The sequence below is a fragment of the Candidatus Binatia bacterium genome (assembly GCA_036563615.1).
GTDB lineage: Bacteria > Desulfobacterota > Binatia > UBA12015 > UBA12015 > DATCMB01.
The window spans coordinates 26704-52798 of record DATCMB010000006.1 but is presented as its reverse complement, the minus strand read 5'-3'; the positions used below and the strand labels follow the sequence as shown (position 1 = coordinate 52798).

Below are 26095 nucleotides of genomic sequence, written 5' to 3'. Positions count from 1 at the left end.
AAAGAACGCAAGGAGCCTACGTGGATCGAATGCACTCAGGGGTCGATGGACGACGTGTGCTGCGCGCCACCCTGGCGCTGCTCGTGCTGCTGGCGGTGAGCGCGTGCAGCGACGGCAAGAGCACGTCGCAGGACGAGCTCGACGATTTCGGCGGCACGCCGCCCACAGACGAGGAGCTCGCGACCTACCCGAAGGCGCTGCCCGCCGCCGCCTTCGCCGACGACGGGCCCGGCTCCATCTTGCCGCCGACGTCGGTCATTCCCGAGGACAGGTTGCCGCCGGTGCAGGCGCAGGGAACGCCCGCGCAGCTGGGCTATCCGGGCTCGTGCGAGGTCTGGTCCGCGGGCTACGCGATGGGCTCGTACGCGGCGAACCTGGCGAACCAGAAGAACATCAAGGACATCGCCAACACGGTGAGCGCGGCCTACGTCTACATGACGGTGCTCGCCGAGGAGAACGAGATGTGCGGCGTGGGCACGTCGCCGGCCTACACGCTCAACTACCTGGTGAAGCAAACCGCGCCGAGCCTCGAGTCGATCCCGTACTACCCGGTGTGCGAGTGCCCGCCGGACAGCGACCAATGCCTGGACGCCATCCAGCTCGATCAGAGCTGTGCGACCAACCAGGCCTTCTGCACCGATCTCAGGATCGGTGGCTGGCAAGCGTTCGCTAAGGAGCCGATCGATCAGACGCTCGACGTGATCAAGAGCTGGATCGCGCAGCACTACGTCGCGCAGATGTCGATCGTCGTGCCGTTCGGCTTCCCGGACTACGTCGGCGGCTTGTTCTCCGCCTTCACCGAGTGCCCGCCGGACACGAAGTGCGCGATGTACAACGGCATCGCCTGCATGCCGAGCCAGCGGACGAAGACCGGCTGCGCGCAGCACGGCGTCGCGATCGTCGGCTACGACGACGCGCGCGGCGCGCTCAAGATCCAGAACAGCTTCGGCCCGGGCTGGGGCGAGGCCGGCTACATGTGGATGTCGTACTCGACGTTCGCCGCGATCTACCTCTCCGGCACGATCGCGTTTCCGCCCATCGAGCCGATCAAGGACGGCGACGTGGCGAGCGCGAGCGCCGTCGAGCGCGGCTTCCAGTGGGTCGAGCGGCGTGACGGCGCGACCTCCGTCCACCTCGTCTTCACGAGCACGCTGCCCGAGCCGCTGTCGCTCGACACCATCACCGTCACCGCGCCCGACGGCACGACGATCACGCACGAGTACGGCGGCCACGGGTTCCAGGCCGGCTATCACTACGTGACGCGGCACGACGGCAAGCAGTTCGAGCCCGGGCTCTACGCCGTGCGCCTCGCGGGACGGACGTCCGCGGGCGAGCAGCGCGTCTTCGACGGTGCCGCGCAGGTGGCGCTGGTCGAGGACGAGTCGCTGTCGCCCGCGCCTCCGGGCGACGACGTCACCGGTACCAACCGCGGCCCGGCGAGCCTGACGCGCTGAAAGAGCGACGCCGACGCGTCGCACGGCGGCGCGTCGGCGTTTGACAAGCAAAGCCCGCTCGGCGACGGAAGCCCGGATGAGCGGAAGACTGCGCGACAAGGTGGCGATCGTCGTCGGCGGCGGGCAGACGCCGGGCGAAACGCTCGGCAACGGCAAGGCGACGGCGCTGCTGTTCGCGCGCGAGGGCGCCTCCGTCGTGGTCGTCGACCGCAACGAGGAAGCGGCGCGCGACACCGAGCGCGCGATCGCCGCCGAGGGCGGCCGCGCGACCGTGGTCGTCGCCGACGTCTCGCGCAGCGAGGACTGCGCGCGCATCGCCGAGGAGTCGATCCGCGCCTACGGCCGCATCGACGTGCTGCACAACAACGTCGGCATCGGCGTGTTCGGCGGTCCGGTCGAGCTCTCGGAGGAAGATTGGGACCGCGTCATCGACGTCAATCTCAAGTCGATGTTCCTGACGTGCAAGCACGTGCTGCCGCACATGGAGCGTCAGGGCAGCGGCTCGATCATCAACGTCTCGTCGCTCGCCTCGATCCGCTGCTCGCCGATCCCGATGCTGTCCTACAACACGTCGAAGGCCGGCGTGAACGCGCTCACGCGGACGATCGCGATGCAGTACGCCGCCAAGGGCATCCGCGCGAACGCGATCCTGCCGGGGCTGATCCACACGCCGATGGCGGTCGACGAGGTGGTGCGGGTCTACGGCATCGACCGCGACAAGCTCGTGCGCGCGCGCGAGCAGGCGGTACCGATGCAGCGCATGGGCGAGGCCTGGGACGTCGCCTACGCCGCGCTCTACCTCGCCTCGGACGAATCCAAGTACGTGACCGGCGTGCTGCTGCCGGTCGACGGCGGGCTCACCTGCAAGGGCTGAGCGCGAGCGCGTCCTGACGGCGGCGCCGCGACGTCGCAGCGCGACGCCTCAGGACCAATCGCGCGCGTCAGGGAATCCGGGCGACGTGCTCGACCACGCGCCACACCGCCATCTCGCCGACGAAGTTCGCGGTGTCCTCCTGCACCGGGTTCGGACCCTGCGCGTGGCTCGCCATCTGCGCCATGAAGTCGTCCTCGCTCGCGAAGTGCAGCTCGGCGAAGCCGTCGTAGTCGACCGCCTCGGGCGAGAGCTTCTGGTCGACGACGTTCTGCACGTACTTCGCGAGCCGCTCGCCGTGCTCGAGGACGAGCTTCGCGTGCGTGCCGAGCCAGTGCTCGACGAACGCCTCGTGCGTCATGTCGGGCTTGCGCTTGAGGCAGAGCACGAGCTTCGCGCCGGGCGTCGGCGCCGGTGAGGCGTTCTCGTACGGTCCCGGACGGTCGGCGCCCTTGCGGACGTACTCGCTGCACGCGTAGCCGTCCGCGCCGCCGATGAACTGCGCGACGTCTTCGGAGACGACCTTGCGGCCCTCGGGCGAGTCGTAGAGGCGCTCGCGGTAGTCGTCGAGCGTCGCGAACGACAGCTCGCCGATCGAGTCGAGCTCCTTCGGTCCCGGCAAGAGGCCGAGCGTGACCTCGTTGACCACGTAGCGCCTGAGCGTCGGGTGGTGGCGCAGCGCGATCGGCACGTGGCTGCGCAGCAGGTGCTCCGTGTAGCGCTCGTGCGTCAGCTCGGGCTTGCGGTGGCAGAGGAAGATCAGCTTGCGCATCGCGCGTCAGTAGGTCCGCGGCGCGGGTCGCGTCAAGCGAGACGCTGGCGGAAGAAGCCGATGATCTCGTCGACCGCCTGACGCGTCGGCTCGCCGTCGCGGTCGATCAGGTGCGCCGTCACCACGCTGTGCGGCGTCTTCATCAGCGCGTTCGGATTCGCCGCCGAATCCGGCAGCACGCGGGCGACGAAGCGGTCGCCGAGCGCGGCCTGATACGCCGCGAAGCGCTCGGCGCGGCAGAAGGTGTCGCCCGCGAAGCGGTAGGCGAGCACCGTCAGGTCCTCGCGCTCGAGTCGTTGCTTGACGGCTGCGAGCTCGTCCGGGGAGATGTGCATCCCCGCGGGGTTGTTCAGCGGCAGCGACGGCTGCGACAGCACCGGCGCGAGCATCGCCGGCTCGAGCATCATCGAGAGCGCGAAGTTGCCGGTGAAGCACATGCCGATCGCGCCAACGCCTTTGCCGCCGCAGAGCGGATACGCGTGCGCCGCGAGCGCGCGCAGCCAGTCGACGATCGGGCTCGACTCGTTGGACGCGAACGCCTTGAACTCGCGGCTGATGCACGCCCGCGCGATCCCCGCGATGCCGCGCAAGAGCGTCGGCGGCCGCCCCGGGTCGCCGAACAGGTTCGGCATCCAGACCGTGAAGCCGGCGTCGCGCACCCAGCGCGCGAAGCGGGCGACCTCGGGCGAGATGCAGGGCATCTCTGTCATGACGATGACAGCGGGTCCCGAGCCCGACACGAAGACCAGCTTCTTCTTGCCGAGCAGCTCGATGTCGCGGCGCTCGAAGTCGGTGAGGGGGTCGCGCTCCTTGATGCGTTCGGTCATGGGCGGGCGCAGACTGCACGCAACGGGCGCGGAAGTCGAGAACGCAGCCCCCCGCACGCTTCCCAAAAAAGAGAAGCCCTCGGTTTCCCGAGGGCTTCTCGTCATGGAGCAGATGGGAATCGAACCCACGACCCCCACATTGCGAACGTGGTGCTCTCCCAGCTGAGCTACTGCCCCACGAAATGTCGCTCCCGTCGCCGGGAGCCTGGGATGCGGACAGAAGCGTCGTACCAGACGGTGCCCGCTCGCTTCAAGGTGGGGCCGAATGCGGCGTTGGCAAGCCCCGGCCGTGGTGAAAGATCCCGGCCGCGCCGCCGAGTCGTCTGGCCGAAATCCCGGCAGCGTCTGCCCCGATGGCGGCAGGACGGTGGTCGAGCCGTCCGGCCGTCGCGCCGCAGGCCCCGCCCTGCCTTGCGCCAGGCCCGCCGCAAGGTTGGCATCCGGTTTGCGCTGCACGCGGCGCATGTCCGATTTTGTGCCAGAGGAAAGCTCCGCGTTCGAGAACGAGGCCATCCTCCCCGTCCAGTTCGAGGATCTGGTGCGCAGCGAGGCCCGGCCCCCCGAGCACCGGCTGCTGTTCGCCGTCCTCGAGGACGCGGTGCGTTGCTGGCAGCTCTACGCCTCGTCGACGAGCCCGACCGGGCAGGAGATCTTCCGCGAGGCGGACGAGTGGTTCGCCTCCTCGGACGACAGCTCGCCCTTCACCTTCGTCGCCATCTGCCAGCTCTTCGGGCTCGACCCGGACTACATCCGCATGGGTCTACGACGCTGGCGGGAGCGTCAGCGCGCGACCGGCTCGAAGGTCGTGCCGTTCCGCATCCGGCGGGTCGGCGGGACGCGACACATGGTCGGCGGCCACGAGCCGCGGAAGGCCACCGTCGCGCGGCGCGAGCAGCGGCAGCGGGCGGTCGGCGGGCAGGAGCAGCGTCGGCGCGCCGTCGGCTGACGGCGCGCCGTCAGCTGACGGCGCCGTCGGCGCGGTACGGTCGTCAGCGGGCGCCGAGGCGCTCGCGCTCTTCCTGCGCGGCCTTGCACTCGATGCACAGCGTCGTCACCGGACGCGCCTTCAGCCGCTCGACCGAGATCTCCTCGCCGCACTCCTCGCAGTAACCGAAGCTGCCGTCGCCGATCCTGCTCAGCGCCTCGTCGATCTTCGAGATCAGCTTGCGCTCGCGGTCGCGGATGCGCAGCAGCAGGTTGCGGTCGCTTTCCAGCACACCGCGGTCGGTCGGGTCGGGGAACCCCTCGGCGTCGTCGCCCATGTCCTGGGCGGTGCGCTCCGCTTCGTTCAGGAGCTCGGTGCGGCGGGCGACGAGCAACTCGCGAAAGTACTGCAGATCGGCTGGCTTCATGGGAAACGAGCGGCCTTTCGAGTGCGTCCGGGGATGCTACCAGCGCCCTCCCGGGCAGTAAAGCTGACGGTCCCTTCAGCCGGCAAGCGCGTCGCGGAAGCGGCGCACGACGTCGCCCGGATCGTCGGCGTCGAGGATCGCGCCGATCGCCGCCACCCCGGCCGCGCCGGCGCGTAGCACCTCGGCGACGCGCTCGGGCGTCACGCCGCCGACCGCGATCACCGGCAGCGACGCGGCTCGAACGAGCGCGGCGAGCCGCTCGACGCCTTGCGGCGGACCGAAGGCGCGCTTGCTCGGCGTGTCCCAGACCGGGCCGAAGACCACGAAGTCGGCGCCGCGCGCCTGCTCGAGCTCGTCCGCCGCGTGCAGCGAGCGGCCGATGATCGCATCGGGACCGAGGAGCTCGCGAGCAGCGGCGGTCGGCAGACCGGTCGCCGGAAGCTGGACGCCGTCCGCGCCGACCGCGAGCGCGACGTCGACGCGGTCGTTCACCAGCAGCGCGACGCCCGCCTCACGGCAGCGCGCGACCAGACGCTCGGCGCGCGCGCACAGCAGGCGGCCGTCGAGGTCCTTGTCGCGGAGCTGCACCGCCCCGACCCCGGCCGCGATCGCCGCGTCGAGCGCGCGCCACTCCTCGGGCGAGAACGGCTCGCCGGGCGGCGGCTCGGGAAAGCGCCGACGATCGCTGACCAGGTAGAGCGGCGGCGCGAACGGCAGCGCGCGCGAGCCGCTCAGTCGAGCATCCCCTCGATCGGGCTCGAGGCCGACGCGTACAGCCGGCGCGGGATGCGGCCGGCGAGGAACGACTTGCGCCCCGCCTCGACCGCGAGCCGCATCGCCTCGGCCATCAGCACCGGGTCCTGAGCGCCGGCGATCGCCGTGTTCATCAGCACCGCGTCGCAGCCGAGCTCGAGCGCGCGCGCGGCGTCCGACGCGCAGCCCACGCCCGCGTCGACGATCACCGGCACCTTGCTCTGCTCGATGATGATCTTGAGGTTGTACGGGTTGCGAATGCCGAGCCCCGAGCCGATCGGCGCCGCGAGCGGCATCACGGCCGCGCAGCCGATCTCCTCGAGCTTCTTGCAGGCGACCGGGTCGTCGGTGATGTACGGCAGCACGACGAAGCCTTCCTTCACCAGCACGCGCGCCGCCTCGATGGTCGCAGGCACGTCCGGGAAGAGCGTCTTCTCGTCGCCGATCACCTCGACCTTGACCAGGTTGCCGACGCCCGCCTCGCGCGCGAGGCGCGCCGTGCGGATCGCCTCCTCGGCGGTGTAGCAGCCGGCCGTGTTGGGCAGGATCGTGAACTTGTCGAGCGGCAGGTAGTCGAGCAGGTTCTCCTTGCCGGGATCGGTGATGTTCACCCGCCGCACGGCGACGGTGACGATCTCCGCGCCGCTCGCGTCGATCGCGCGCCGCGTCTCGGCGAAGTCCTTGTACTTGCCGGTGCCGACGATGAGCCGCGAGCGGTAGGTGCGCCCGCCGAGAACGAACGTGTCTTCCAACTTTCCTTCCTTGACGGCCGCTCAGCCGCCGCCGACGAACTGCACCACCTCGACGACGTCGCCGGGCTCGAGCCGCGTCTCGGCGTAGCTCTCGCGCGGAACGATGTCGCGATTGCGCTCGACCGCGACACGACGCGTGGCGAGGCCGAGGGACTCGAGAAGCTCGGCGATCGAGATCCCGTTGGCGACGGTGCGCAGCTCGCCGTTCAGCCGGATCTCCATCGCTCCCGGGACGATAGTGGCCGGGATGCACGTTGACAACCGCGTCTGCGGCCGAGCGCGCGCGGCGCCGGGGCGACCTTGCCGGCTTCGGTCGCTTCCCAGTACGTTGCGATGCGCATGAACCTCGTCGACCGTGCGCACGCGCCGAGGGCGGTGTGCTGCATCGACCTCGACGCGCTGGTGCACAACCTCGCCGAGGTGCGGCGCGTCGTGCGCCCCGGTGTCGCGATCTGCGGCGTCGTGAAGGCGAACGCCTACGGGCACGGCGCGGTGCCGGTCGCGCGCGCACTCGAGGCGGCCGGCATCGAGCAGATGGCGGTCGCGTCGCTCGACGAGGCGCGCGAGCTGCGCGAGGCGGGGGTCGCGACCCCGCTGCTGGTCCTCGGCGGCGTCGCGCCGGAGGAGGCCGCCGAGGCGGCCGACCTCGGGCTCGCGGTGGTGGTCTGGGACGCGCGCGCGGTGCGCGCGCTCGCGGCGGCGACGGGCCCGGACCGCCGGCTGCGCGTCCACGTCAAGCTCGACACCGGGATGCACCGGATCGGCGCGCAGGAGGCCGACCTCGAGCCGCTCGCGGCGGCGCTGCGCGACGCGCCGTCGCTCGAGGTCGAGGGTGTCCTGTCGCACCTCGCGTGCGCCGACGAGCCCGGGCACCCGAGCGTCGCGCGCCAGGTGGCGGAGTTCGAGCGGCTCGGCGCGCGGCTCGAGGCGGCGGGCATCCGTCCGCGGATCCGCCACCTCGCGAACAGCGCCGGCGTCCTCGCCGACGAGCGCGCACACTGCGACATGGTCCGCGTCGGGCTCCTGCTCTACGGCTGCGCGCCGCACCCGCAGCTCGCGTCCCGCCTCGACCTGCGTCCGGTGATGCACCTGCGCACGCGCGTCGCGCAGGTGAAGCAGGTCGCGCCCGGCGACAGCGCGGGCTACGGCTGGACCTTCACCGCGCAGCGTCCGACGACGCTCGCGATCCTGCCGGTCGGCTACGCGCTCGGCTACCCGCGCGCCCTGTCGAACCGCGGCGAGGTGCTGATCCGCGGGCGGCGCGCCCCGGTCGTGGGGACGGTGTCGATGGAGCACCTGGCGGTCGACGTCACCGCCATCCCGGGCGTCGCGGTCGGCGACACGGTGACGCTCTGGGGCAGCGACGGCAACGAGCGGATCGACGTCATGGAGCTCGGTGCGCGCGCGGGCACGATCGGCTACGAGCTACTTGCCGGCGTCAGCTCGAGGACGCCGCGAGCCTACGCATCCAGCAGCGACCAGAGAGGGAGGATCGGGGAACCATGAGCGCGACCCAGAGCGGCAGCCGTGCGGAAGGGGGCGCGATCAAGCGCGCCCTGCTGTCGGTGAGCGACAAGACCGGCCTGGTCGAGCTCGCACGCGGGCTCGCGGCACACGGCGTCGAGCTGCTGTCGACCGGCGGCACGGCGAAGGCGATCCGCGACGCCGGGCTTCCGGTGAAGGAGGTCTCCGAGCACACGGGCTTCCCGGAGATGCTCGACGGCCGCGTCAAGACGCTGCACCCGAAGATCCACGGCGGACTCCTCGGCAGGCGCGACCTGCCCGAGCACCTCGCCGCGATGCGCGAGCACGACATCCCGCCGATCGACCTCGTGTGCGTGAACCTCTACCCGTTCGCGCAGGTCACGGCGCGCGGTTGCTCGCTCGAGGAGGCGATCGAGAACATCGACATCGGCGGTCCGTCGATGCTGCGCTCGGCGGCGAAGAACTACGCCGCGGTCACCGTGCTCGTCGATCCCGCCGACTACGGCGTCGTCCTCGAGGAGATGCAGCGCAACGGCGGCGCGACCACGCTCGAGACGCGCGCCCGGCTCGCGCGCAAGGTGTTCCGCGCCACCGCGGCCTACGACGGCATGATCGCCGACTACCTCGGTCGCCTCGAGTGCACCGCGGAGGAGCCCTTCGGCGAGACGCTGCACGTGCCGCTCGTGCGCCAGGCGCACCTGCGCTACGGCGAGAACCCGCACCAGCACGCCGCACTCTACGGGCGCTTCCTCGACGTCTTCGAGCAGCTCCACGGCAAGGAGCTGTCGTACAACAACATCGTCGACATCGACTCGGCGCTGCGCCTGATGATGGACTTCGCCGACGACCCGCGCGCGGTGCTGGCGATCCTCAAGCACAACACGCCGTGCGGCGTCGGCGCGGGCGCGACCCCGCTCGAGGCCTACCAGAAGGCGTTCGCGACCGACCCGGAGTCGCCGTTTGGCGGCATCCTGATCACGAATCGCACTTGGGACCTGCCGCTCGCGCAGGCGGTCGACGAGATCTTCAGCGAGGTGCTGATCGCGCCCGACTTCACGCCGGACGCGCTCGAGCTGCTGCGCAAGAAGAAGAACCGCCGCCTCATGCGCTGGCACCGCGACCGCATGCCGCAGGGCGAGGTCGAGCTGCGCAAGGTGGTCGGCGGCATGCTCGTGCAGGACGCCGACACCGCGATCGAGAACGTGCGCGAGGCGAAGGTCGCAACGCGCCGCGCGCCGACCACGGACGAGCTCGCGGCGATGGACTTCGGCTGGCGCGTCGTCAAGCACGTGAAATCGAACGCGATCGTCTTCGCCGGCCCCGACCGCACGCTCGGCATCGGCGGCGGCCAGACGTCGCGCGTCGACGCCGTGCAGATCGCGATCGAGAAGGCGCGTCGGCAAGGGATCTCGCTCGCCGGCGCGGCGCTCGCGAGCGACGCGTTCTTCCCCTTCCCCGATGGCGTGCAGCACGCGCTGGACGCCGGCGCGACCGCGATCGTGCAGCCCGGCGGCAGCGTGCGCGACGAGGAAGCCATCGCGGCGGCCGACGCGCGCGGCGCGGCGATGGTGCTGACCGGCGTCCGCCACTTCCGGCACTGAGCGAGCCGTGGCGAGCACGATCGACGTCCTGCTGGTCGGCTCCGGCGGCCGCGAGCACGCGCTTGCGTGGAAGCTGCGCGCGTCGCCGCGCGTGAACCGTCTGTACTGCGCGCCGGGCAACGGCGGCATCGCGGCGATCGCCGAGCTGGTGCCGATCGCCGTCGACGACGTCCAAGGTCTCGCGGACTTCGCCGAGAAGAACCGCATCGGCCTCACCGTGGTCGGCCCCGAGCTGCCGCTGACGCTGGGCCTGGTCGACGAGCTCCAGGCGCGCGGTCTGCGCGCCTTCGGACCGACGCGCGAGGCCGCGCGCCTCGAGGGCAGCAAGGCGTTCGCGAAGGACGTCATGCGCGAGGCCGGCGTGCGCACCGCGGAGTCGCGGACGTTCACGGACCCTGACGAGGCGCGCGCATGGGTCCTGTCGCGCCAGAAGCCGATGGTGGTGAAGGCGGACGGGCTCGCGGCCGGCAAGGGCGTGATCGTCAGCACGACCGTCGAGGCGACGCTCGACGCGATCGATCAGCTCATGCGCACGCGCGTCGTCGGCGAAGCGGGCGCGTGCGTGGTCATCGAGGAGACCCTGCGCGGCGAGGAAGCTTCCTTCCTCGCGCTCACCGACGGCACCGACGTCGTCGCCCTCGCCTCCTCGCAGGACCACAAGCGCCTGCGCGACAATGACGAGGGTCCGAACACCGGCGGCATGGGCGCGATCTCGCCCGCGCCGGTCGTCACGCCCGAGGTCGAGCGTCGGGTGATGGACGAGATCCTGCGCCCGCTCGTCGCGACGCTGCGCAAGCGCGGGATCGTCTACAAGGGCGTGCTCTACGCCGGGCTGATGATCGACGACGGCGTGCCGAGCGTCCTCGAGTTCAACGTCCGCTTCGGCGATCCGGAGTGCCAGCCGCTCATGCTGCGTCTGCAGAGCGACCTGGTCGATGCCTGCGACGCGGTGATCGACGGCCGCGTCGGCGAGCTGCGTCTCGCATGGGAGCCGCGCGCCGCGGCTTGCGTCGTGATCGCGGCTCCAGGCTACCCCGGGAGCGTCGAGAAGGGTGCGGTGATCGAGGGCCTCGACGAGGCCGCGCGCGTTCCCGACGCGATCGTCTTCCACGCCGGCACGAAGCGGCGCGACGACGGCGCGATCGTCACCGACGGCGGCCGCGTGCTCGGCGTGAGCGCGCTCGGCGACACGCTGGAGGCGGCCATCGCGCGCGCCTACGAGGCCGCGCGGCACGTCCGCTTCCCCGGCTTGCAGATGCGGACCGACATCGGCGCGCACGCCGTGCGACGTCTCGCCGCGGGACGCAACCGATGAGCACGGACGCGAGCTTCGCTGCCGCGCTGGCAGCGCTGCGCGCGGGCGAGCTCGTGGTCTTCCCGACCGAGACGCTGTACGGCATCGGCTGCGACGCGCTGGATCCGCGCGCCGTGGCGCGTCTCGCCGACGTCAAGCAACGCGGCGCGGACAAGGGCTTCGCGGTCCTGGTCGCCGATCCAGCGATGCTGTCGCTCGTCACCGACGAGGTCGGCGACGACGCGCGCCGCCTCGCGGCCGCCTTCTGGCCCGGTCCGCTGACCATCCTGTTTCGCGCCCGGCCAGGCTTGCCGGCGCCACTCGTCGTCGACGGTCGCATCGGCGCGCGCGTCTCGAGCCACCCGCTCGCGCGACGCTTGACGCAAGAGCTCGGGCGTCCGATCGCGGCGCCGAGCGCGAATCCCGCCGGGCGCGAGCCCGCGCGCGACGTCGCGTCGGCGCGCGCGTACTTCGGCGACGCGGTCGCCGCCTATCTCGACGGCGGGACCATCGCCGGCGCGCCGTCGACGCTCGTCGACCCAGGGCCGCCGCTGCGCGTCCTGCGCGAGGGCGCGATCGCGCGCGACGCGCTCGAGGGCGCGTTGCGCAGCGCCGCAACCGGCGGCACCCCACCCGTTTGAGGAGTCATCGTGGCAGTCATTCGTCCCTTTCCCGCCCTGCGTTACACCGAAGCCGCCGGCCCGCTCGGCGAGCTCGTCGCCCCGCCCTACGACGTCATCGACGCGAGCGAGCGCGAGCGTCTCGCGCGCTCGAGCCCGGCCAACGCCGTGCACCTCGAGCTACCGGCGGGGGACGAGCCCTACCGCGTCGCCGCCGCGCTGCTCGCCGAGTGGAAGCAGCGCGGCTGGCTCGCGAAGGACGCCGAGCCCTCGTTCCTGATCTACGCGCAGCGCTTCACGGTGCACGACGAGACGCACGAGCGCTGGGGCGTGCTGGTCGCGCTCGAGCTGCAGCCGTTCTCCGCGGGCGTGGTCCTGCCGCACGAGCGCACGCTCGCCGCCCCGAAGGCCGATCGGCTGAACCTCGTGCGCGCGACGCGCACCAACCTGAGCCCGATCTTCGGTCTCGTCGAGGCGAAGCTCGAGCTCGCGTCGCTCGTCGAAGGGCGCACGCCGATCGCGAGCTTCGAGGATCGCACCGGCATCCGTCACCGCCTGTGGCGCTGTACCGAGCGTGAGATCGTCGACCGGCTCGTCGAGCGCGTCGCGTCGCAGCAGATCTTCATCGCCGACGGCCACCACCGCTACGAGACCGCGCTCAACTACCGCGAGGAGCGGCGCGCGAGCGAGACCGACGAGAGCCGTCCGCACGCCTACGACTACGTGATGACCTACCTCTGCTCGACGCTCGATCCGGGGCTCGTCGTGCTGCCCACGCACCGGCTGCTGCAGGACGCGCCCGCGCACGACGAGCTGCTCGCGCGCCTGCGTGACACCTGCAGCGTCACCGAGGTCGACGACGCGACGACGCTCGCGCGCACGATCGCGACGACGACGAACGGGCGACGCCGCGTCGGGCTCTTGCGTCGCGGGACGAGCCGCGGCTGGCTCGTCGAGGCGACCGAGCGCACGCCGCTCGACAAGCTCGCGCCCGAGCTGCGCGCGCTCGACGTGTCCTTCCTGCACGAGGCCGTGCTGCCCGGCATCCCGGCCGACCGCTTCACCTACACGCACGACGACCGCGAGGCGCTCGACGCGATCGCCGGCGGCACGACCGATCTCGCTGTGCTGCTACCGCCGCCGCGCGTCGCCGACGTGCTCGCGATCTCGCGCGCCGGGCTGACGATGCCGCAGAAGTCGACCTACTTTCACCCGAAGGTGGTCACCGGGCTCGCGTTCCACGAGCTCGATTGAGGGAGCGAGCGTGTGAGCTCGAGCCGCCGCGTGCGCGCGGCGGCGGGCTCACTGCAGCTGCGTCCGCGGCAGCGAGAAGGGCTCGGTCAGGCGCGTCAAGCGTACCGGGCCGCCGCTCTCCACGGCGTCGAGCGCCGTCAAGAGCAGCATGCGCTCGCGGTCGAACTTCGGACCCGGCTGACGGTCGAGCGGCCGTCGCGCGACCAGCACGCCGAGCGGATCGACCGGCTTGCCGTCGATGTTGAGCTCGAGGTGCAGGTGCGGTCCGGTCGCGAGGCCGGTGCGGCCGACGTAGCCGATGATCTCGCCGCGGCGCACCTTGCGTCCGACGCGCACGTTGCTCGCGATGCGCGACAGGTGCCCGTACACCGACTCGTACGGCGAGGGCGCGTCGTGATCGATGCGCACCGCACGCCCGAGCTGACCTTGCCAGCCCGCGTGCGTCACGACGCCATCCGCGATCGCGCGCACCGGCGTGCCCTGCGGCGCCGCGAAGTCGACGCCGTAGTGGGGACGACGGCGCGCGAGCACCGGGTGCAGGCGCGACGTGCTGAAGCCCGAGGAGATGCGCGTGAACTCGAGCGGGTAGCGAAGCTGGCCGCGGTCGAGCGAGCGTCCTTCGAGGTCGTAATACGCCTGCGTGCCGTCCTCCGCGGTGTGCAGGATCGCGGTGTGCACGCGGCCGCGCGTGCCGATCTCGGCCGCGAGGATGCGACCCGTCTGCACGACCTCGCCGTCCTCGCCGATCGCCACCTCGTAGACGACGCGGAACGTGTCGCCGCGCTGCAGCTTCTCGAAGTCGAGCTCCCAGGCGAAGATGTCGGCGAGCTCGGCGATGATGCGCTGCGAGATGCCGGCGCGCGCGCAGTCGGCCGCCATGTTGGTTTCGAGCGTGCCGGCGATCGCGCGGTACTCCGTCGCCGACGGAATGCGCGCGATGCGCGCGCGGATCTCGCGGTCGGCGCCGCGCTCGGCGATCAGCACGTTCATCGCGTCGATCCGGTACTCGAGCGCCGCGAGCTCGCCCGAGTCGCGCTCGAAGAACAGCGTCAACGAGCGACGCGGGCTGATCCGCGAGAGGTTGAAGGTGTCACGCGTGCCGCGATGCCATTCGTTCGCTTCGCCGGCGCCGACGTCGAAGAGCTGCAGCAGTCCCGCGAAGGTGTCGCCACGACGCACCGTGACGTGACGCTCGATGAACTGCGAGCCGCCGTACGTGCGCAGCGTGTCACCGTCGAGAGGGAAGAGCTCCGCGGAAGAAACGTCGGTGATCGGCCGCATGAGATTTACGATGCGGCCGCGCTCCGGCTGCAGCTCGCGCAGCGCGGCGAGCGCAACCGGTTGTTCTAACGATTTGCCGTCGAGATGTGCTCGAGCAGAACGGGGGGGCGCTTCCGCATCGCGGGCCTTCGTAGGCGTTCGTTTGCGCGGCGCAGACGTCCGTGTACGAAACGCCGACTCAGATCCGTCTATTGAGTGCGCGGGCTCGGGAATGCCGAACAGCAGTCCGAGCACGAGCGCGGCCAACAACACGCGAAACACACGACGTGCTGCCGGCAGTGGTGCGCGCGGCTGCAGCGGTGACTCCTCCCCTCAAGAGTGCCGTCTTTGCTGTCAGTTGGGGTTTCGGATGTCAACCCCTGAGCGCCAGATAAGGCGCTCCTGCGCGCCCGCGGCCCGCGGTGGCCGCCCCATCCGGCCACCGATATGGTGAGCCGAGAGCGATGAGACGCGGCATCGTCCTCCTCGTCGTCGCGGGCACGTCGCTCGCCGTGCTCGCCGGCGCGCTGGTTTTTTACTTGACGTTCGGCTGGCGCAGCGAGAAGTTCTCGCCGCCGCTCGTCGTCGAGGTGAGACGTGGCGAGCCGTTCTCGGCTCTCGCGCGACGTCTCGAGGACGCGGGTGCGATTCCCGACGCGCGCACCTTCGCGCTGCTCGCGCGCTGGCGCGGCGACGACCGTCGCATCCGCAGCGGCGAGTACGAGCTCACGGGCGGCACGACCGCGGCGGAGGTGCTCGCGGCGCTCGTGAGCGGTCGTCAGCGCCTGCGCATGGTCACCGTGCCCGAAGGTCTCACCGTCGAGGAGACGGCGCTCGTCTTCGAGCGCGCGGGCATCGGCGACATGCAACGCTTCCGCGAGCTCGCGAAGGACGAAGCGTTCCTCAAGACGCTCGATCTGCCGGTGCCGCGCCTCGAGGGCTATCTCTTTCCCGACACGTACGCCTTCGAGCGCGACGTCCCCGCGGAGGAGATCATCCGACGCATGACGGCGCGCTTTCGCAAGATGATGACGCCGGACCTCGTCGAGGCCGCGAAGGAGCGTGGCTTGACGGTCGATCAAGCGGTGACGCTCGCGTCGATCATCGAGAAGGAGGCGGCGATCGCGGAGGAGCGACCGATGATCTCGGCGGTGTTTCACAACCGCCTCAAGCGCGGCATGCCGCTGCAGTCGGATCCGACGGTGCTCTACGGCGTCACCGATCGACCCGCGGGACGCATTCGCACGGCGGACCTCACGCGCGCCACGCCGTACAACACCTACGTCATCCCCGGTCTGCCGCCGGGCCCGATCTGCAATCCGGGCCGTGCGTCGATCGAGGCAGCGGTGCGACCGGCGCCGAACGTAACCGCACTGTACTTCGTCGCGCGCAACGACCGGACGCACGAGTTCAACGACACGCTGGCCGGGCACCAGCGCGCCGTGAACCGCTGGCAGCGCGGCAACCGGACGTCGCCGACGCCGCGCGACACGCCTCCGGCCGCAGCGGCCGCGAACGGCAAGCGCTGAAATTCTTCGTGCGATGCGCGCAGAGCCGCTTGCCACCACCATGGGTTTCGCCTACTCTTCGCGGCGCGTGGATCGAGAGCGCGAGATCGTCACGCTGACCAAGCGCCAGAAGGAGCTGCTCGACTTCATCGAGGGCTACATCCGGCGCAACGGTTTTGCGCCCACGCTCGACGAGACCGGCAAGTACTTTGGCTTGACGTCGCTCGCAACCGTCCACAAGCACCTCACCAACCTCGAGAGCAAGGGCTTCATCCGCCGCCGCTCGGGGATGAGCCGCGCGCTCGAGGTGGTGCCGCGCAAGCGCCGCGCGGAAGCGGTCGAGCTGCCGCTGCTCGGCATCGCCGCGGCGGGACGTCCGATCGAGGCGGTGCTCGACGAGCAGGTCACGGTTCCCGAGGACCTGGTGCGCAAGCCCGAGAGCTTCGTCCTCAAGGTGAGCGGCGACTCGATGCGCGACGACGGCATCCTCGACGGCGACCTCGTGATCGTCGAGAGCCGCTCGGTCGCGGACAACGGCGAGACCGTGGTCGCGGTGCTGAACGGCGCCGCGACGATCAAGCGCTTCTACCGCGAGAGCGGCGGCCGCATCCGCCTGCAGCCGGCGAACGACCAGGTCGCGCCGATCATCTGCAGCGAGCAGGATCTCGAGATCCGCGGCGTCGTGGTCGCGTTGATGCGCCGCTACTGAGCGCGCGCGTTCGACCCACCCCGCTCGGCTCGCGTCACGTCACCAGGCGACGGTGCATCCAGCGCACCGCGAGGCGGAACGGCACGACGAAGTAGACCGCCAGCACCGCCGCGTGCACGAGCAGCATCGGGTGCAGCTCGCCGAGCGCGAGCGCGCGCGTGATCGCGACACCGTGCGAGAGCGGCAGCGCCCAGCCGATCGCCTGCAGCGCGAGGGGCATCGCCGCGATCGGGAAGAAGATCCCGGAGAAGTAGAACATCACCGAGACGCCGAGCGTGAAGTAATAGGTGAAGAAGTCCCACGACTGCGCGCGCGCCGTCACGCACATCCCGATCGCGCCGAACGGTAGACCGATGAGGAAGCCCGCGACCGGCAGCGCCGCGGCGAGTGGGCTCGCGAGCAGCCCCGCGACGAGCAGCACGAGCGTCATGATGGTCGCCGTCAGCAGGCACTTGCACGCGGCCCACAGGATGTCGCCGCCCATGATCTCGGTGAGCGACACCGGGGTCGCGCGGATCGCCTCGTAGGTGCGCTGCTCGCGCATGCGGGCGAAGCTCGAGAACGTGGTCTCGAAGGTCGCGACGTTCATCACCGACGACGCGATGATTCCCGACGCGACGTACTGCGCGTAGGGATAGCCCTCGATGTCGCCGACGAAGCGTCCGAGCCCCCAGCCGATGCCGAAGAGGAACAGCAGCGGGTCGCCGAGCGAGCTCACCAGGCTCGCGCGGTAGAAGCGCCGCCACGAGAGGAAGTTGCGCCGCGTGACGCGCACGACGCTGCGCAGGTCGAGTCCTGCGGTCGGCGCCGCGGACGGAACGCCGTCGTGGCCGCCGGGGGCGGCGACGCGCGGAACGTGGTCTTCGCTGGTCGCGGCGACGGTGGCGCCGGGTGCTCCGATGCTCGTCATCTCTCAGTCGCGCAGCTCGCGCTTGGTCAAGCGCAGAAAGACGTCCTCGAGGTTCGCCGCGCGGTGCAGGAAGTCGCAGCCCGCGAGCGCCTCGAGCAGCGGCCTCGGGTCGTCGCCCTCGTCGAGGTAGAGGCGCAGCGCATCCGCCGTCGCCTCGGCGCGCGACGCGAGCCGCGACGCGCGCTCGGGAAGCGAGGCGTCGTAGGGCGCGAACACCTCGAACACCTCCTTGCCGGCGTAGCGACGGATCAGCTCGCGCGGCGTGCCCTCCGCGATGATCTTGCCGCCGTCGATGATCAGGATACGATCGCAGAGCTGCGCCGCCTCCTCCATGTAGTGCGTGGTGAGCAGCATCGTGGTGCCGCGGCGTCGGAGCTCGCGCAGCTTCTCCCACACGAGATGCCGCGCCTGCGGGTCGAGGCCGGTGGTCGGCTCGTCGAGGACCAGCAGCTCCGGCTCGTTGATCAGCGCGCGCGCGATCGAGAGCCGCCGCTTCATGCCGCCCGACAGCGTGTCGATGCGCGCGTCCTTGCGATCGGCGAGCGCGAACAGCGTCAGCAGCTCCTCGGCGCGCGCCTTCGCGAGCGCGCGCGGGATGCCGAAGTAGCTCGCGTAGACGAGCAGGTTGGTCAGCACGCCGAGGTCGGGATCGAGGTTCTCGTCCTGCGGCACCACGCCGAGCCGGCTCTTGATCGCGCGCTCGTACGCGGGCCCGACCGGCATGCCGAAGACGCGGATCTCGCCGCCGCCGAGCGGCGACTGGCAGGTCATCATGCGGATCGTCGTGGTCTTGCCGGCGCCGTTCGGGCCGAGAAAGCCGACGCACTCGCGGCGCTCGACGGTGAAGTCGATTCCGCACACCACGGCGCGACCCGAGTACTCCTTGTAGACGCCGCGTCCCACGACGACGGCGTCACGCGCGGGGCTCGACGCTTCGGTGGGGATGACGGACGTCGCGCTCGCGACGCGCGGGGCCGCGGAAGCGTTGCTCGGTTGCGGCTCCACCCGAGCGACGGTAGCGTCCCGAAAGTGACCAGCCAAGAGGTCGCGCTCTACCTGCACATCCCCTACTGCCTCGCCAAGTGTCCCTACTGTGACTTCAACTCCTACGCGGCGCGCGCCTGGCCGGAGGAAGAGTACGCAGGCGCGCTGATCGCGGAGCTCGCGCACCGCGTGCGCGAGGAGCCGTTCGCAGGCGCGACGGTGACGAGCATCTTCTTCGGCGGCGGCACGCCGTCGCTGTTCGCGCCGCGGACGATCGCGCGGCTGCTGCGCGAGGTGCGCGATCGGGTCGCGGTCGCCGGCGACGTCGAGATCACGCTCGAAGCGAATCCCGGCACCGTCGACGAGGCGCGGCTCGCGGGCTTCCGCGAGGCCGGCGTGAACCGGCTTTCCATCGGCGTGCAATCGTTCCAGCCGAAGCTGCTCGAGGCGCTCGGACGCAGGCACACGGTCGACGACTCGGTGCGCGCGCTGCGCGGCGCGCGCACCGCCGGCTTCGACAACCTGTCGCTCGATTTGATCTACGCGGTGCCGGGCGAGGACCTCGACGCCTGCGCCTTCGACCTCGCACAGGCGATCTCCTTCGCGCCCGAGCACGTCTCGGCCTACAACCTGACCTACGAGAAGGGCACCGCGATGCACCGCGAGCTCGAGGCGGGACGCATCGCGCGCGCGAGCGAGGAGCTCGAGGTCGCGCTCTACCAGCTCGTGCGCGAGCGCCTCGCCGACGCGGGCTACGCGCAGTACGAGATCTCGAACTACGCGCGCGCGGGACGCGAGGCGCGCCACAACCTCGCCTACTGGCGCGGCATCCCCTACCTCGGGCTCGGCGCGGGCGCGCACTCGTTCGCGCCGCGCACGCCGCACGACCGCGATCCCGACGCGTCGTGGGGCGCGCGCTGGGAGAACCTGCGCGACCCGAACCGCTACATGGAGGCGGTACGCGCGCGTGGTACCGCGGTCGGTGCGCTCGAGGAGCGCTTGACGCGCGCGCAGGCGATGGGCGAGGCCTGCTGGCTCGGGCTGCGCGAGCGCCGCGGGCTCGATCCGCAGAGGTTCGCGTCCCGCTTCGGCGAGCCGCTCGAGGACGCCTTCCCGCACGTCGCCGAGCTGGTCGCGGACGGGCTCGCGGAGTGGAGCGACGCGGGACGGCTGCGCCTCACGACGCGCGGTCTGCTCGTCGCCGACAGCGTCTTCGCGACGTTCCTCTGACGCGCGTCACGAGATGAACGGCAGCCCCTCGTCGAACGTGAAGGTGAGCTGCAAACCGAACAGGTCGACGCTCGAGCTGTACTCGCCGGTGAGCGTCGTGCCGGTGCCCACCTGGTCGATCTTCGGGTGACCGGGGATGAAGATGTGCGTGTACGAGACGTCGATCGCCATGTGGCGCGTCAAGTTGTAGCCGATGCCCACCGAGAGCAGGATGCGGTTCGCGTCCGGGAGTCGCGCGGTGCGCGTGCGATCGGTCGACGCCGCCTGATCGAAGCCGACGCCGCCGCGGAAAGTCCACTCCTCGTCGTGGAAGTACTCGGCGCCGAGCGCGCCGCGGAAGGTGTTGCGGAAGCCGAAGGGCAGCGTCTGGTTGGGCAGGAGGGCCTGTCCCTGGCCGGTGCCGCGCGGCTGGAAGATCACGTTGACGTCCTGGATGCGCGCCCAGTGGATCCACTGCAGGTCGCCGAGGATCTGCCACTGGGGATGGACGCGGGCGACGCCGCTCAGCGTCCAGGTGTCGGGGAAGGTCACCGTCGCCTTCGCGTTCTGCAGAGAGTCGAACAGCGGGTTGGGCGACACCTTGGCCGTGCCGCGCAGCCCGAAGACGAGCGGTGAGCGGTACGCCCAGCCGATGCGGTAGTCCTCGGTGATCTCCCACAGGACTCCCGCGTTCCAGCCGAACGTCCAGTCGTCGGCCTGCAGACGGACGTTCATCTCCTCGAAGCCGGGCGGCTGCAGCTTCTGGTTGAGCGCGACGTCGGCGTAGATGATGTCGAAGCCCGCACCGATCGAGATGCCGGGATAGAACTCGTACGCGAAGCTCGGCTGCATGTTGTAGGTGACGAGCTTCGACTTGGTCGCGGTGAAGCGCGCGATCGACGCGTTGCCGTACTCGTAGGCGAGACCGAACGGGACGGTGAACGCGAAGCCGACGACGAGCTCGTCCGTGAGACGCTTGGCGGCCATCGTGGCGCCGACCGCGCTGTCGGTTCCCGCCCCGGCGCTGTTGCGGCCGTTGGGACCGGTCACCGGCTGACCGAAGTTGGTCGCGGTCGCGTTCTCGAGCTCCGACTGGATCGACACCAGGTAGCCGGACTGCGCGAAGCTCCAGTTCTTGATCCGGCTCATGCCGGCCGGGTTGTAGTAGACGGTGGTCGCGTCGTCGGCGAGCGCCGCGGTGCCCGCGTACGACGTGCCCTGCAAGCGGGCGCTCTGCTCGAGCAGGAAGAATCCCGACGCCTGCGCGACGTGCGGCAGGACGGCGAGCGCCACCACGCTCGCCACGAGAGCCAAGCTCGCCCGTGCTGCCCTCCTCATGTCCCTCCCCCTTTGGGTCGTCGGACCCGAACGCGTGCGATCTGGGCCCCAACAGACCTGCGTCCGCCTTCAATGGCAAGAGGAGGCAGGGGAAAACTTCGCTCGCCGGACGGACGAGCTGCGTGAACGAGCGCTAATGCTCCTCGTGGAACTTCTTCGCGATCAGCTCGCCGATCGCGTCGAGCATCTGCTCGGCGTCGTCGCCGATCGCCTCGACCTCGATGGTCGAGCCCTCGCTCGCGGCGAGCATCATCAGACCCATGATGCTCTTGCCGTTCACCACCTGGTCGTCCTTGCCGATCCGGACCTCGGAGGTGAACTGCTCGGCGAGCTTCACGAGCTGCGCCGCGGCACGGGCGTGCAAGCCCAGCTTGTTTTGGATGGTGAAGGTGCGGCGCACGCCCGGACGGTCTCGTCGATCAGGGGTTGGTACCAGTCGGCCAGAAGATGTGGTCCTGGCCGTAGCGGCGGATGAAGTTCGCGAGCGCGTGCGCCGAGGTGTCGAAGCGCGAGGTGGTGAGCTTCACGAGCATCGGCATGTTGACGCCCGCGACGACCTCGACGTCGGGCCGCGACGCCGCGATCTGCAGGCTCACGTTCGACGCGGTGTCGCCGAGCATGTCGGTCAGGACGATGACCCCGGCGCCGCGGTCGACGCGCTCGATGGCCTCGCCGACCCGCGCGCGGATCGGCTCCGGGCCCTCGTCGGGCGTGCAGGCGACGCCTTCCACCGCGTCGACGTCGCCGACGACGCTGTGCAGCGTCTCGACCATCTCGGCGGCGATGCGCCCATGTCCCACCACCACCACACCGACCGGCACCCGCTGGGTGCCCCTTGCGGCTACTGCCATGGCTTCCTTCGCCTCCCGGCCGCCGTCGCTGTCTCGGTGACGCGGTATCGGCTGACGGCTCTCCACCTCTGCCCCTCAGCGATCGACGTCCCGGTGACGGATCGAGTGGCCGACACGCTGTTCCTGTAACATGCGGCCCAGACGCTCGACCAGCACGACGGAGCGATGGCGCCCGCCCGTGCAGCCGAGCGCGACCGTGAGATAGCTCTTGCCCTCGCGCTCGTACCAGGGGAGCGCGAAGCGCAGGTAGCGGCCGACGAGGTCGAGGAACTCCTGCGTCGCCGGGTGGCGCAGGACGTAGTCCGCGACCGGCGCGTTCAGACCGGTCAGCGGCCGCAGGTCCTCGACGTAGAACGGGTTGGGCAGGAAGCGGACGTCCCACACCAGGTCCGCGTCGGCCGGCAGGCCGTACTTGTAACCGAACGACACGAGCGCCACCTGCAGCGAGGAGGCGCCCGCCGCGTCGCGCGCGAAGATGCCGCGCAGCTCGGCGCGCAGCTGCTGCGCCGTGAACGGGCTCGTGTCCAGGATGCGGTCGGCGTGCGCGCGCAGGTTGGCGAGCAGCTCGCGCTCGCGCGCGATGGCGCCGAGCACGTCGCTGCCCTCGGCGAGCGGGTGCGGACGGCGCGTCTCGCTGAAGCGACGCACCAGCGTGTCGTCGCCCGCCTCGAGGTAGATCATCTCGACCTTGTGGCCGCGCGAGCGCACCTCGTCGAGCGCTCCGGGCACGCGGTCGAGGAACTCGCGCGTGCGCGAGTCGACGCCGAAGGCGACGCGCGAAATCTCCTCGCTGCCCTCGCACAGCTCGACGAAGCGCGGGATCAGCTCGGCCGGCAGGTTGTCGATGCAGTAGTAGCCGAGGTCCTCGAGCACCTGCAGGGCGGTCGTCTTGCCCGACCCCGAGAGACCCGTGATCACCTCGACGCGCAACGACGGCGTCACCCCTGACCTCGCTGTGCCGCGCGGCGCAAGTTGCGATCGACGTTCGCGACGAAGCGTCGCGCGCCGTGGATGCCGCGCATCTTGAGGATCTGGTTGCGCGTCGCGACCTCGATGATGGTCGCGACGTCACGACCCGCGCGGAGCTGGATCTGCAGGTACGGGATCTCGACGCCGAGCAGCGTCCCGTGGCGGTCCTCGAGGCCGAGGCGCTCGAGCTTCACGTCCTCGTGCTGGTCGAGCAGCTCGATCATCAGGTCGATCGGCGCCTCGTCGAGCGTCGCGAGCGTGCCGAAGAGATCGGCGACGTTGAGCACGCCCATGCCGCGGATCTCGAGGTGCTGGCGCAGACCCTCGGCACAGCGTCCCTTGATCGTGCCGGGCGGCGCTTCACGGACGCGCACCACGTCGTCCGCGACCAGCCGGTGACCGCGGTTCAGCAGCGCGAGCGCCGCCTCGCTCTTGCCCACGCCGCTCTTGCCGAGCAGCAGGACGCCGAGTCCGAACACCTCGACCAGCACGCCGTGCACCAGCGTCTCGGGCGCGAAGCGCTCCTCGAGCCAGCGCGCGATCGAGCGGATCGCGGTCGCCGTACGTTGCTCCGTCGTGAACAGCGGCACCCGGTAGCGCGCGGCGGCGCGGCGCAGCGCCTCGGGCGGCGTGTTGCCGTTGGTGACGACGAAGCACGCGACCGGCGAGCGGCAGACGGCGGTGACGGCGCGCTCCGCCTGCGCGGGCGAGAGACGCTCGATGTAGCCGACCTCGGCGTTGCCCAGCACCTGCACGCGACCGGGGTGGAGCTGGTCGAGGTAGCCCGCGAGCGCGAGCGCCGGCTTCTGCACGCGCGGCGCCTCGATCGTGCGAGACAGCCCGCCGGCGCCCGCCACCAGCTTGAGCTTGAGCGAGCCGCGCAGCGAGAGCATCTCGCGGACGGGAACCGAGACGTTCACGATGCGAGGATGCGAGCCCCCTCGCCACGTGCAGCGTGGCGCCTCAGAGCTGCAAGCGACGGCGGACGCTTGCCGTCAGAACTTCGCGTCTTCGGCGACGATCGCATCGTAGAGCTCTTCGCGCGTCTTCAGCGCGAGCAGCTTCTCGCGGAAGGCCTTGTCCTTGAGGAGCCGCGAGATGCGGGCGAGCGCCTTCAGGTGCATCGCGGCCGCGTCGTCGGGCGCGATCAGGACGAAGAAGAGGTGCGTCGGGCGGCGGTCGACCGAGTCGAAGTCGACGCCCTGCGTGCTGCGCGCGAAGCCCGCGACGACGCTGCGCGTGCCCGACAGTCGCCCGTGCGGGATCGCGATGCCGTCGCCGATCGCCGTGCTGTTGAGGCGCTCGCGCTCGCGCAGCACGGACACCAGCTTGTCGGCGTCGGCGTGCGGGATCTCGCGGCTCAGCAGCCCGGCGAGCTCTTGCAGCACCGCTTCCTTCGTGGTGCCTTTGAGCTCCGGCAGGACGCGGTCGGCGGTGAGGATGTCGGTGATGGTCATGCCGGCGCCGCCGAAGCTCCGGAGCGGCGTACCGCCGCCGAGCCGCGACGCGGCGCCTGGATCACCCGCCCGCGTGCCTTCCGGACCTGCGCGTCGATCTTCGCCACCGCGAGATCGATCGCCGCGTACAGGTCGTCCGTCTCCTCGACCGCCTTCAAGACCGAGTGCGAGCCGTACAGGACGATCTCGGCCGACTGGCGACGGTGCGCATCCGCCGTGAGGGTCACGTGCGCGTCGACGATGCCGGGCATCAGCGCCACGTGCTTCAGCTTCTTCTCGGCGTAGCTGCGCAGCGCGTCGCTCGGAGCGATGTGGCGGAACGTCACGGTAATCGGCACGGATTTCGTCTTCACGCCATCTGCCTCCGTCTCGAAGACGGCAAGATCCCCATGATCTCGCGGTACTTCGCCACCGTGCGGCGCGCGATCTCGATGTTCTCCGAGGCGAGCGCCTGCGCGATGTGCTGATCGCTGTACGGCCGGCGCGGGTCCTCCGACTCGATGATGCTCCGGATCTTCTCCTTCACCGACTCGGCAGAGACGCCTTCGCCGTCGGTCGAGCGGATGCTCGAGGTGAAGAAGTACTTGAGCTCGAGGGTGCCCTGCGGGGTGTGGACGTACTTGTTCGCGGTGGCGCGGCTCACCGTCGACTCGTGCATGCCGATGTCGTTGGCGACGTCCTTCAGCACGAGCGGACGCAGCGCCTTGACGCCGTGGTCGAAGAAGTCGCGCTGGAAGCGAACGATCGAGTTCGTGACCTTGTACAGCGTGCTCTGACGCTGGTGGATCGAGCGGATCAGCCATTGCGCCGCGGACAGCTTCTCGCGGATGTAGCTCTTCGCGTCCGGCGCGCCGTCGGCGTCGGCGAGGAGACGACGGTAGCTGTTGCTCACGCGCAGCCGCGGCAGCCCGTCGTCGTTCAGCGACACGACGTACTCGCCGTCCATCTTGTGCACGAAGACGTCGGGCGTGACGTAGCGCGTCTCGGTGTTCGAGTAGTTGCGGCCAGGCTTCGGCTCGAGCGACGAGATCACCTTGACGGCTTCCGCGACCTGCTCGAGCTTGACCTTGAGCTCCTTCGCGAGCTTGTCGAAGCGCTTCGCCTCGACCAGCGACAGGTGGTCGGCGACGATCTTCGCCGCGAGCGAGTCCTCCTGGCCGAGCTGACGGAGCTGGATCAGCAGGCACTCGCGCAGGTCGCGCGCGAACACGCCGGGCGGATCGAAGTCCTGCAGCTTGCGCAGCGTCTTCTCCGCGAACTCGAGATCGACGCCGGCCTCGAAGGCCGCGTCCTCGAGCGACACCTCGAGGTAGCCGTTGTCGTCGAGGTTGCCGATCAGCACGTCACCGAGCGCCTGCTCCTGCTGCGTGAAGTCGCCCATGCGGAGCTGCCAGGTGAGGTGGTCGGCGAGCGAGGACGCGCGCGTCAGCGTGTTCTCGATGCTCGGACGCTTGTCCTCGTCGTAGTCGCTGCCGCTGCCGGCCGACAGCGATCCCTGCGTGAAGTTGTTCGCGTAGTCGGAGAGGTACTCGTCCCAGTTGATGTCACCGAGGTTCGATTCCTCGGGAGCGAGCTCGGTCGGCGTCTCGTCCTTGGGCGGGAGCGGCTCTTCGCCGGAGACCGGATCGATGAGCTCGGGCATCCGCTCGTCGGGCGTCACGTCCTCGATCTCGGCCTCGCGATCCTCCTGTCCCTCCGCGACCTCCTCGAGCGTCGGATTCTGCTCGACCTCCTCCTGCACCAGGGTTTCCAGATCCGCGCGCGAGAGCTGAAGGATCTTGATTGCGTGCTTGAGCTGCGGGGTGATGACGAGGCTTTGCGTGAGCCTGCGGGAAAGTCCGATCTTCTGCTCGTATGCCATTGGT

General features: G+C 70.5%; 28 protein-coding genes and 1 tRNA gene. 11 read left to right on the top strand and 18 right to left on the bottom strand.

Annotated elements, in window-relative coordinates:
• Nucleotides 1–56: 56 nt before the first annotated feature.
• Nucleotides 57–1454 (top strand): C1 family peptidase, encoded by a 1398-nt coding sequence (locus VIS07_03195; protein ID HEY8514500.1) that lies wholly within the window; start codon nt 57–59, stop codon nt 1452–1454.
• Between the two features lie 76 nt (nt 1455–1530).
• Nucleotides 1531–2328: an SDR family NAD(P)-dependent oxidoreductase gene (locus VIS07_03190; GenBank protein ID HEY8514499.1), complete on the top strand. Its 798-nt coding sequence runs from the start codon at nt 1531–1533 to the stop codon at nt 2326–2328.
• A 67-nt stretch (nt 2329–2395) separates the two neighbouring features.
• Here the strand turns inward: VIS07_03190 and VIS07_03185 are convergent, their stop codons facing one another.
• The 3 genes from VIS07_03185 to VIS07_03175 all read right to left on the bottom strand — a co-directional run bounded on the left by VIS07_03185 (nt 2396) and on the right by VIS07_03175 (nt 4101).
• Nucleotides 2396–3097, bottom strand: a complete 702-nt coding sequence (locus VIS07_03185) for an EthD domain-containing protein (protein HEY8514498.1) — start codon at nt 3095–3097, stop codon at nt 2396–2398.
• A 32-nt stretch (nt 3098–3129) separates the two neighbouring features.
• Nucleotides 3130–3924 carry a dienelactone hydrolase family protein gene (locus tag VIS07_03180; protein HEY8514497.1) on the bottom strand — a complete coding sequence of 265 codons (795 nt, stop codon included), beginning with the start codon at nt 3922–3924 and terminating at the stop codon, nt 3130–3132.
• Nucleotides 3925–4028: 104 nt separating this feature from the next.
• Nucleotides 4029–4101 (bottom strand) — tRNA-Ala (locus tag VIS07_03175).
• Nucleotides 4102–4399: 298 nt separating this feature from the next.
• On the opposite strand from VIS07_03175, the gene VIS07_03170 reads away from it, so the two are divergent.
• Nucleotides 4400–4870: a hypothetical protein gene (locus tag VIS07_03170; protein ID HEY8514496.1), complete on the top strand. Its 471-nt coding sequence runs from the start codon at nt 4400–4402 to the stop codon at nt 4868–4870.
• 43 nt (nt 4871–4913) lie between these two features.
• Here the strand turns inward: VIS07_03170 and dksA are convergent, their stop codons facing one another.
• The 4 genes from dksA to thiS all read right to left on the bottom strand — a co-directional run bounded on the left by dksA (nt 4914) and on the right by thiS (nt 7003).
• Nucleotides 4914–5276: an RNA polymerase-binding protein DksA gene (gene dksA, locus VIS07_03165; protein ID HEY8514495.1), complete on the bottom strand. Its 363-nt coding sequence runs from the start codon at nt 5274–5276 to the stop codon at nt 4914–4916.
• A gap of 75 nt (nt 5277–5351) precedes the next feature.
• Nucleotides 5352–5969, bottom strand: a complete 618-nt coding sequence (gene thiE, locus VIS07_03160) for a thiamine phosphate synthase (protein ID HEY8514494.1) — start codon at nt 5967–5969, stop codon at nt 5352–5354.
• A 38-nt stretch (nt 5970–6007) separates the two neighbouring features.
• On the bottom strand, nt 6008–6781 hold the full coding sequence (locus tag VIS07_03155) for a thiazole synthase (GenBank protein ID HEY8514493.1): 774 nt from the start codon (nt 6779–6781) through the stop codon (nt 6008–6010).
• 21 nt (nt 6782–6802) lie between these two features.
• Nucleotides 6803–7003 carry a sulfur carrier protein ThiS gene (gene thiS, locus VIS07_03150; GenBank protein HEY8514492.1) on the bottom strand — a complete coding sequence of 67 codons (201 nt, stop codon included), beginning with the start codon at nt 7001–7003 and terminating at the stop codon, nt 6803–6805.
• 117 nt (nt 7004–7120) lie between these two features.
• On the opposite strand from thiS, the gene alr reads away from it, so the two are divergent.
• From alr to VIS07_03125, 5 genes are read left to right on the top strand one after another with little or no spacing between them, the layout of a single operon-like run.
• Nucleotides 7121–8287, top strand: coding sequence for an alanine racemase (gene alr, locus VIS07_03145; GenBank protein HEY8514491.1), 1167 nt, complete (start codon nt 7121–7123; stop codon nt 8285–8287).
• Entirely contained in the window at nt 8284–9867 is a 1584-nt protein-coding gene (gene purH / locus VIS07_03140) for a bifunctional phosphoribosylaminoimidazolecarboxamide formyltransferase/IMP cyclohydrolase (protein HEY8514490.1), read from the top strand. The genes alr and purH overlap by 4 nt, the downstream gene beginning before the upstream one ends.
• 7 nt (nt 9868–9874) lie before the next feature.
• Nucleotides 9875–11182 carry a phosphoribosylamine--glycine ligase gene (gene purD, locus VIS07_03135; GenBank protein ID HEY8514489.1) on the top strand — a complete coding sequence of 436 codons (1308 nt, stop codon included), beginning with the start codon at nt 9875–9877 and terminating at the stop codon, nt 11180–11182.
• Nucleotides 11179–11802, top strand: a complete 624-nt coding sequence (locus VIS07_03130) for an L-threonylcarbamoyladenylate synthase (GenBank protein ID HEY8514488.1) — start codon at nt 11179–11181, stop codon at nt 11800–11802. Before purD ends, VIS07_03130 begins: the two co-directional genes overlap by 4 nt.
• Before the next feature lie 9 nt (nt 11803–11811).
• Nucleotides 11812–13035 (top strand): DUF1015 domain-containing protein, encoded by a 1224-nt coding sequence (locus tag VIS07_03125; GenBank protein HEY8514487.1) that lies wholly within the window; start codon nt 11812–11814, stop codon nt 13033–13035.
• A gap of 48 nt (nt 13036–13083) precedes the next feature.
• Here the strand turns inward: VIS07_03125 and VIS07_03120 are convergent, their stop codons facing one another.
• Entirely contained in the window at nt 13084–14316 is a 1233-nt protein-coding gene (locus tag VIS07_03120; GenBank protein ID HEY8514486.1) for a peptidoglycan DD-metalloendopeptidase family protein, read from the bottom strand.
• Nucleotides 14317–14759: 443 nt separating this feature from the next.
• Here VIS07_03120 and mltG point away from each other — a divergent pair, with 443 nt between their 5' ends.
• Nucleotides 14760–15824, top strand: coding sequence for an endolytic transglycosylase MltG (mltG, locus tag VIS07_03115; GenBank protein ID HEY8514485.1), 1065 nt, complete (start codon nt 14760–14762; stop codon nt 15822–15824).
• Nucleotides 15825–15891: 67 nt separating this feature from the next.
• A complete protein-coding gene (lexA, locus tag VIS07_03110) occupies nt 15892–16512 on the top strand; it encodes a transcriptional repressor LexA (GenBank protein HEY8514484.1) in 621 nt (206 codons plus the stop codon).
• 34 nt (nt 16513–16546) lie between these two features.
• On the opposite strand, the gene VIS07_03105 is transcribed toward lexA, so the two are convergent.
• Entirely contained in the window at nt 16547–17422 is an 876-nt protein-coding gene (locus VIS07_03105; GenBank protein HEY8514483.1) for an ABC transporter permease, read from the bottom strand.
• A gap of 3 nt (nt 17423–17425) precedes the next feature.
• A complete protein-coding gene (locus tag VIS07_03100) occupies nt 17426–18325 on the bottom strand; it encodes an ATP-binding cassette domain-containing protein (protein ID HEY8514482.1) in 900 nt (299 codons plus the stop codon).
• 126 nt (nt 18326–18451) lie between these two features.
• Here VIS07_03100 and hemW point away from each other — a divergent pair, with 126 nt between their 5' ends.
• Nucleotides 18452–19636 (top strand): radical SAM family heme chaperone HemW, encoded by a 1185-nt coding sequence (gene hemW, locus VIS07_03095; protein ID HEY8514481.1) that lies wholly within the window; start codon nt 18452–18454, stop codon nt 19634–19636.
• Nucleotides 19637–19642: 6 nt separating this feature from the next.
• Here hemW and VIS07_03090 read toward each other — a convergent pair whose 3' ends face one another.
• From VIS07_03090 to rpoN, 8 genes are all read right to left on the bottom strand, one after another.
• Nucleotides 19643–20953 (bottom strand): OmpP1/FadL family transporter, encoded by a 1311-nt coding sequence (locus tag VIS07_03090; protein HEY8514480.1) that lies wholly within the window; start codon nt 20951–20953, stop codon nt 19643–19645.
• 133 nt (nt 20954–21086) lie between these two features.
• Complete coding sequence (locus tag VIS07_03085; protein HEY8514479.1) at nt 21087–21353, bottom strand: HPr family phosphocarrier protein; 267 nt, start codon at nt 21351–21353, stop codon at nt 21087–21089.
• A gap of 19 nt (nt 21354–21372) precedes the next feature.
• On the bottom strand, nt 21373–21804 hold the full coding sequence (locus tag VIS07_03080) for a PTS sugar transporter subunit IIA (protein HEY8514478.1): 432 nt from the start codon (nt 21802–21804) through the stop codon (nt 21373–21375).
• Between the two features lie 75 nt (nt 21805–21879).
• Nucleotides 21880–22746 carry an RNase adapter RapZ gene (rapZ, locus tag VIS07_03075; GenBank protein HEY8514477.1) on the bottom strand — a complete coding sequence of 289 codons (867 nt, stop codon included), beginning with the start codon at nt 22744–22746 and terminating at the stop codon, nt 21880–21882.
• Nucleotides 22743–23693 carry an HPr(Ser) kinase/phosphatase gene (gene hprK / locus VIS07_03070; GenBank protein ID HEY8514476.1) on the bottom strand — a complete coding sequence of 317 codons (951 nt, stop codon included), beginning with the start codon at nt 23691–23693 and terminating at the stop codon, nt 22743–22745. Before hprK ends, rapZ begins: the two co-directional genes overlap by 4 nt.
• Before the next feature lie 75 nt (nt 23694–23768).
• The gene (locus VIS07_03065) at nt 23769–24230 is read right to left on the bottom strand and encodes a PTS sugar transporter subunit IIA (GenBank protein HEY8514475.1); all 462 of its coding nucleotides are present in this window, start codon (nt 24228–24230) and stop codon (nt 23769–23771) included.
• Nucleotides 24227–24583 (bottom strand): ribosome-associated translation inhibitor RaiA, encoded by a 357-nt coding sequence (gene raiA, locus VIS07_03060; GenBank protein HEY8514474.1) that lies wholly within the window; start codon nt 24581–24583, stop codon nt 24227–24229. Before raiA ends, VIS07_03065 begins: the two co-directional genes overlap by 4 nt.
• Nucleotides 24580–26091 (bottom strand): RNA polymerase factor sigma-54, encoded by a 1512-nt coding sequence (rpoN, locus tag VIS07_03055; protein HEY8514473.1) that lies wholly within the window; start codon nt 26089–26091, stop codon nt 24580–24582. The genes raiA and rpoN overlap by 4 nt, the downstream gene beginning before the upstream one ends.
• Nucleotides 26092–26095 lie beyond the last annotated feature (4 nt).

Bases quoted from the DNA above. Each gene is read 5' to 3' on its own strand.
- purH (HEY8514490.1), top strand. From the start codon at position 8,284: ATGAGCGCGACCCAGAGCGGCAGCCGTGCGGAAGGGGGCGCGATCAAG.
- thiS (HEY8514492.1), bottom strand. From the start codon at position 7,003: ATGGAGATCCGGCTGAACGGCGAGCTGCGCACCGTCGCCAACGGGATC.
- VIS07_03090 (HEY8514480.1), bottom strand. From the start codon at position 20,953: ATGAGGAGGGCAGCACGGGCGAGCTTGGCTCTCGTGGCGAGCGTGGTG.
- VIS07_03080 (HEY8514478.1), bottom strand. From the start codon at position 21,804: ATGGCAGTAGCCGCAAGGGGCACCCAGCGGGTGCCGGTCGGTGTGGTG.
- VIS07_03180 (HEY8514497.1), bottom strand. From the start codon at position 3,924: ATGACCGAACGCATCAAGGAGCGCGACCCCCTCACCGACTTCGAGCGC.
- VIS07_03105 (HEY8514483.1), bottom strand. From the start codon at position 17,422: ATGACGAGCATCGGAGCACCCGGCGCCACCGTCGCCGCGACCAGCGAA.
- VIS07_03065 (HEY8514475.1), bottom strand. From the start codon at position 24,230: ATGACCATCACCGACATCCTCACCGCCGACCGCGTCCTGCCGGAGCTC.
- VIS07_03185 (HEY8514498.1), bottom strand. From the start codon at position 3,097: ATGCGCAAGCTGATCTTCCTCTGCCACCGCAAGCCCGAGCTGACGCAC.
- VIS07_03130 (HEY8514488.1), top strand. From the start codon at position 11,179: ATGAGCACGGACGCGAGCTTCGCTGCCGCGCTGGCAGCGCTGCGCGCG.
- alr (HEY8514491.1), top strand. From the start codon at position 7,121: ATGAACCTCGTCGACCGTGCGCACGCGCCGAGGGCGGTGTGCTGCATC.
- rpoN (HEY8514473.1), bottom strand. From the start codon at position 26,091: ATGGCATACGAGCAGAAGATCGGACTTTCCCGCAGGCTCACGCAAAGC.
- VIS07_03120 (HEY8514486.1), bottom strand. From the start codon at position 14,316: ATGCGGCCGATCACCGACGTTTCTTCCGCGGAGCTCTTCCCTCTCGAC.
- dksA (HEY8514495.1), bottom strand. From the start codon at position 5,276: ATGAAGCCAGCCGATCTGCAGTACTTTCGCGAGTTGCTCGTCGCCCGC.
- mltG (HEY8514485.1), top strand. From the start codon at position 14,760: ATGAGACGCGGCATCGTCCTCCTCGTCGTCGCGGGCACGTCGCTCGCC.
- VIS07_03190 (HEY8514499.1), top strand. From the start codon at position 1,531: ATGAGCGGAAGACTGCGCGACAAGGTGGCGATCGTCGTCGGCGGCGGG.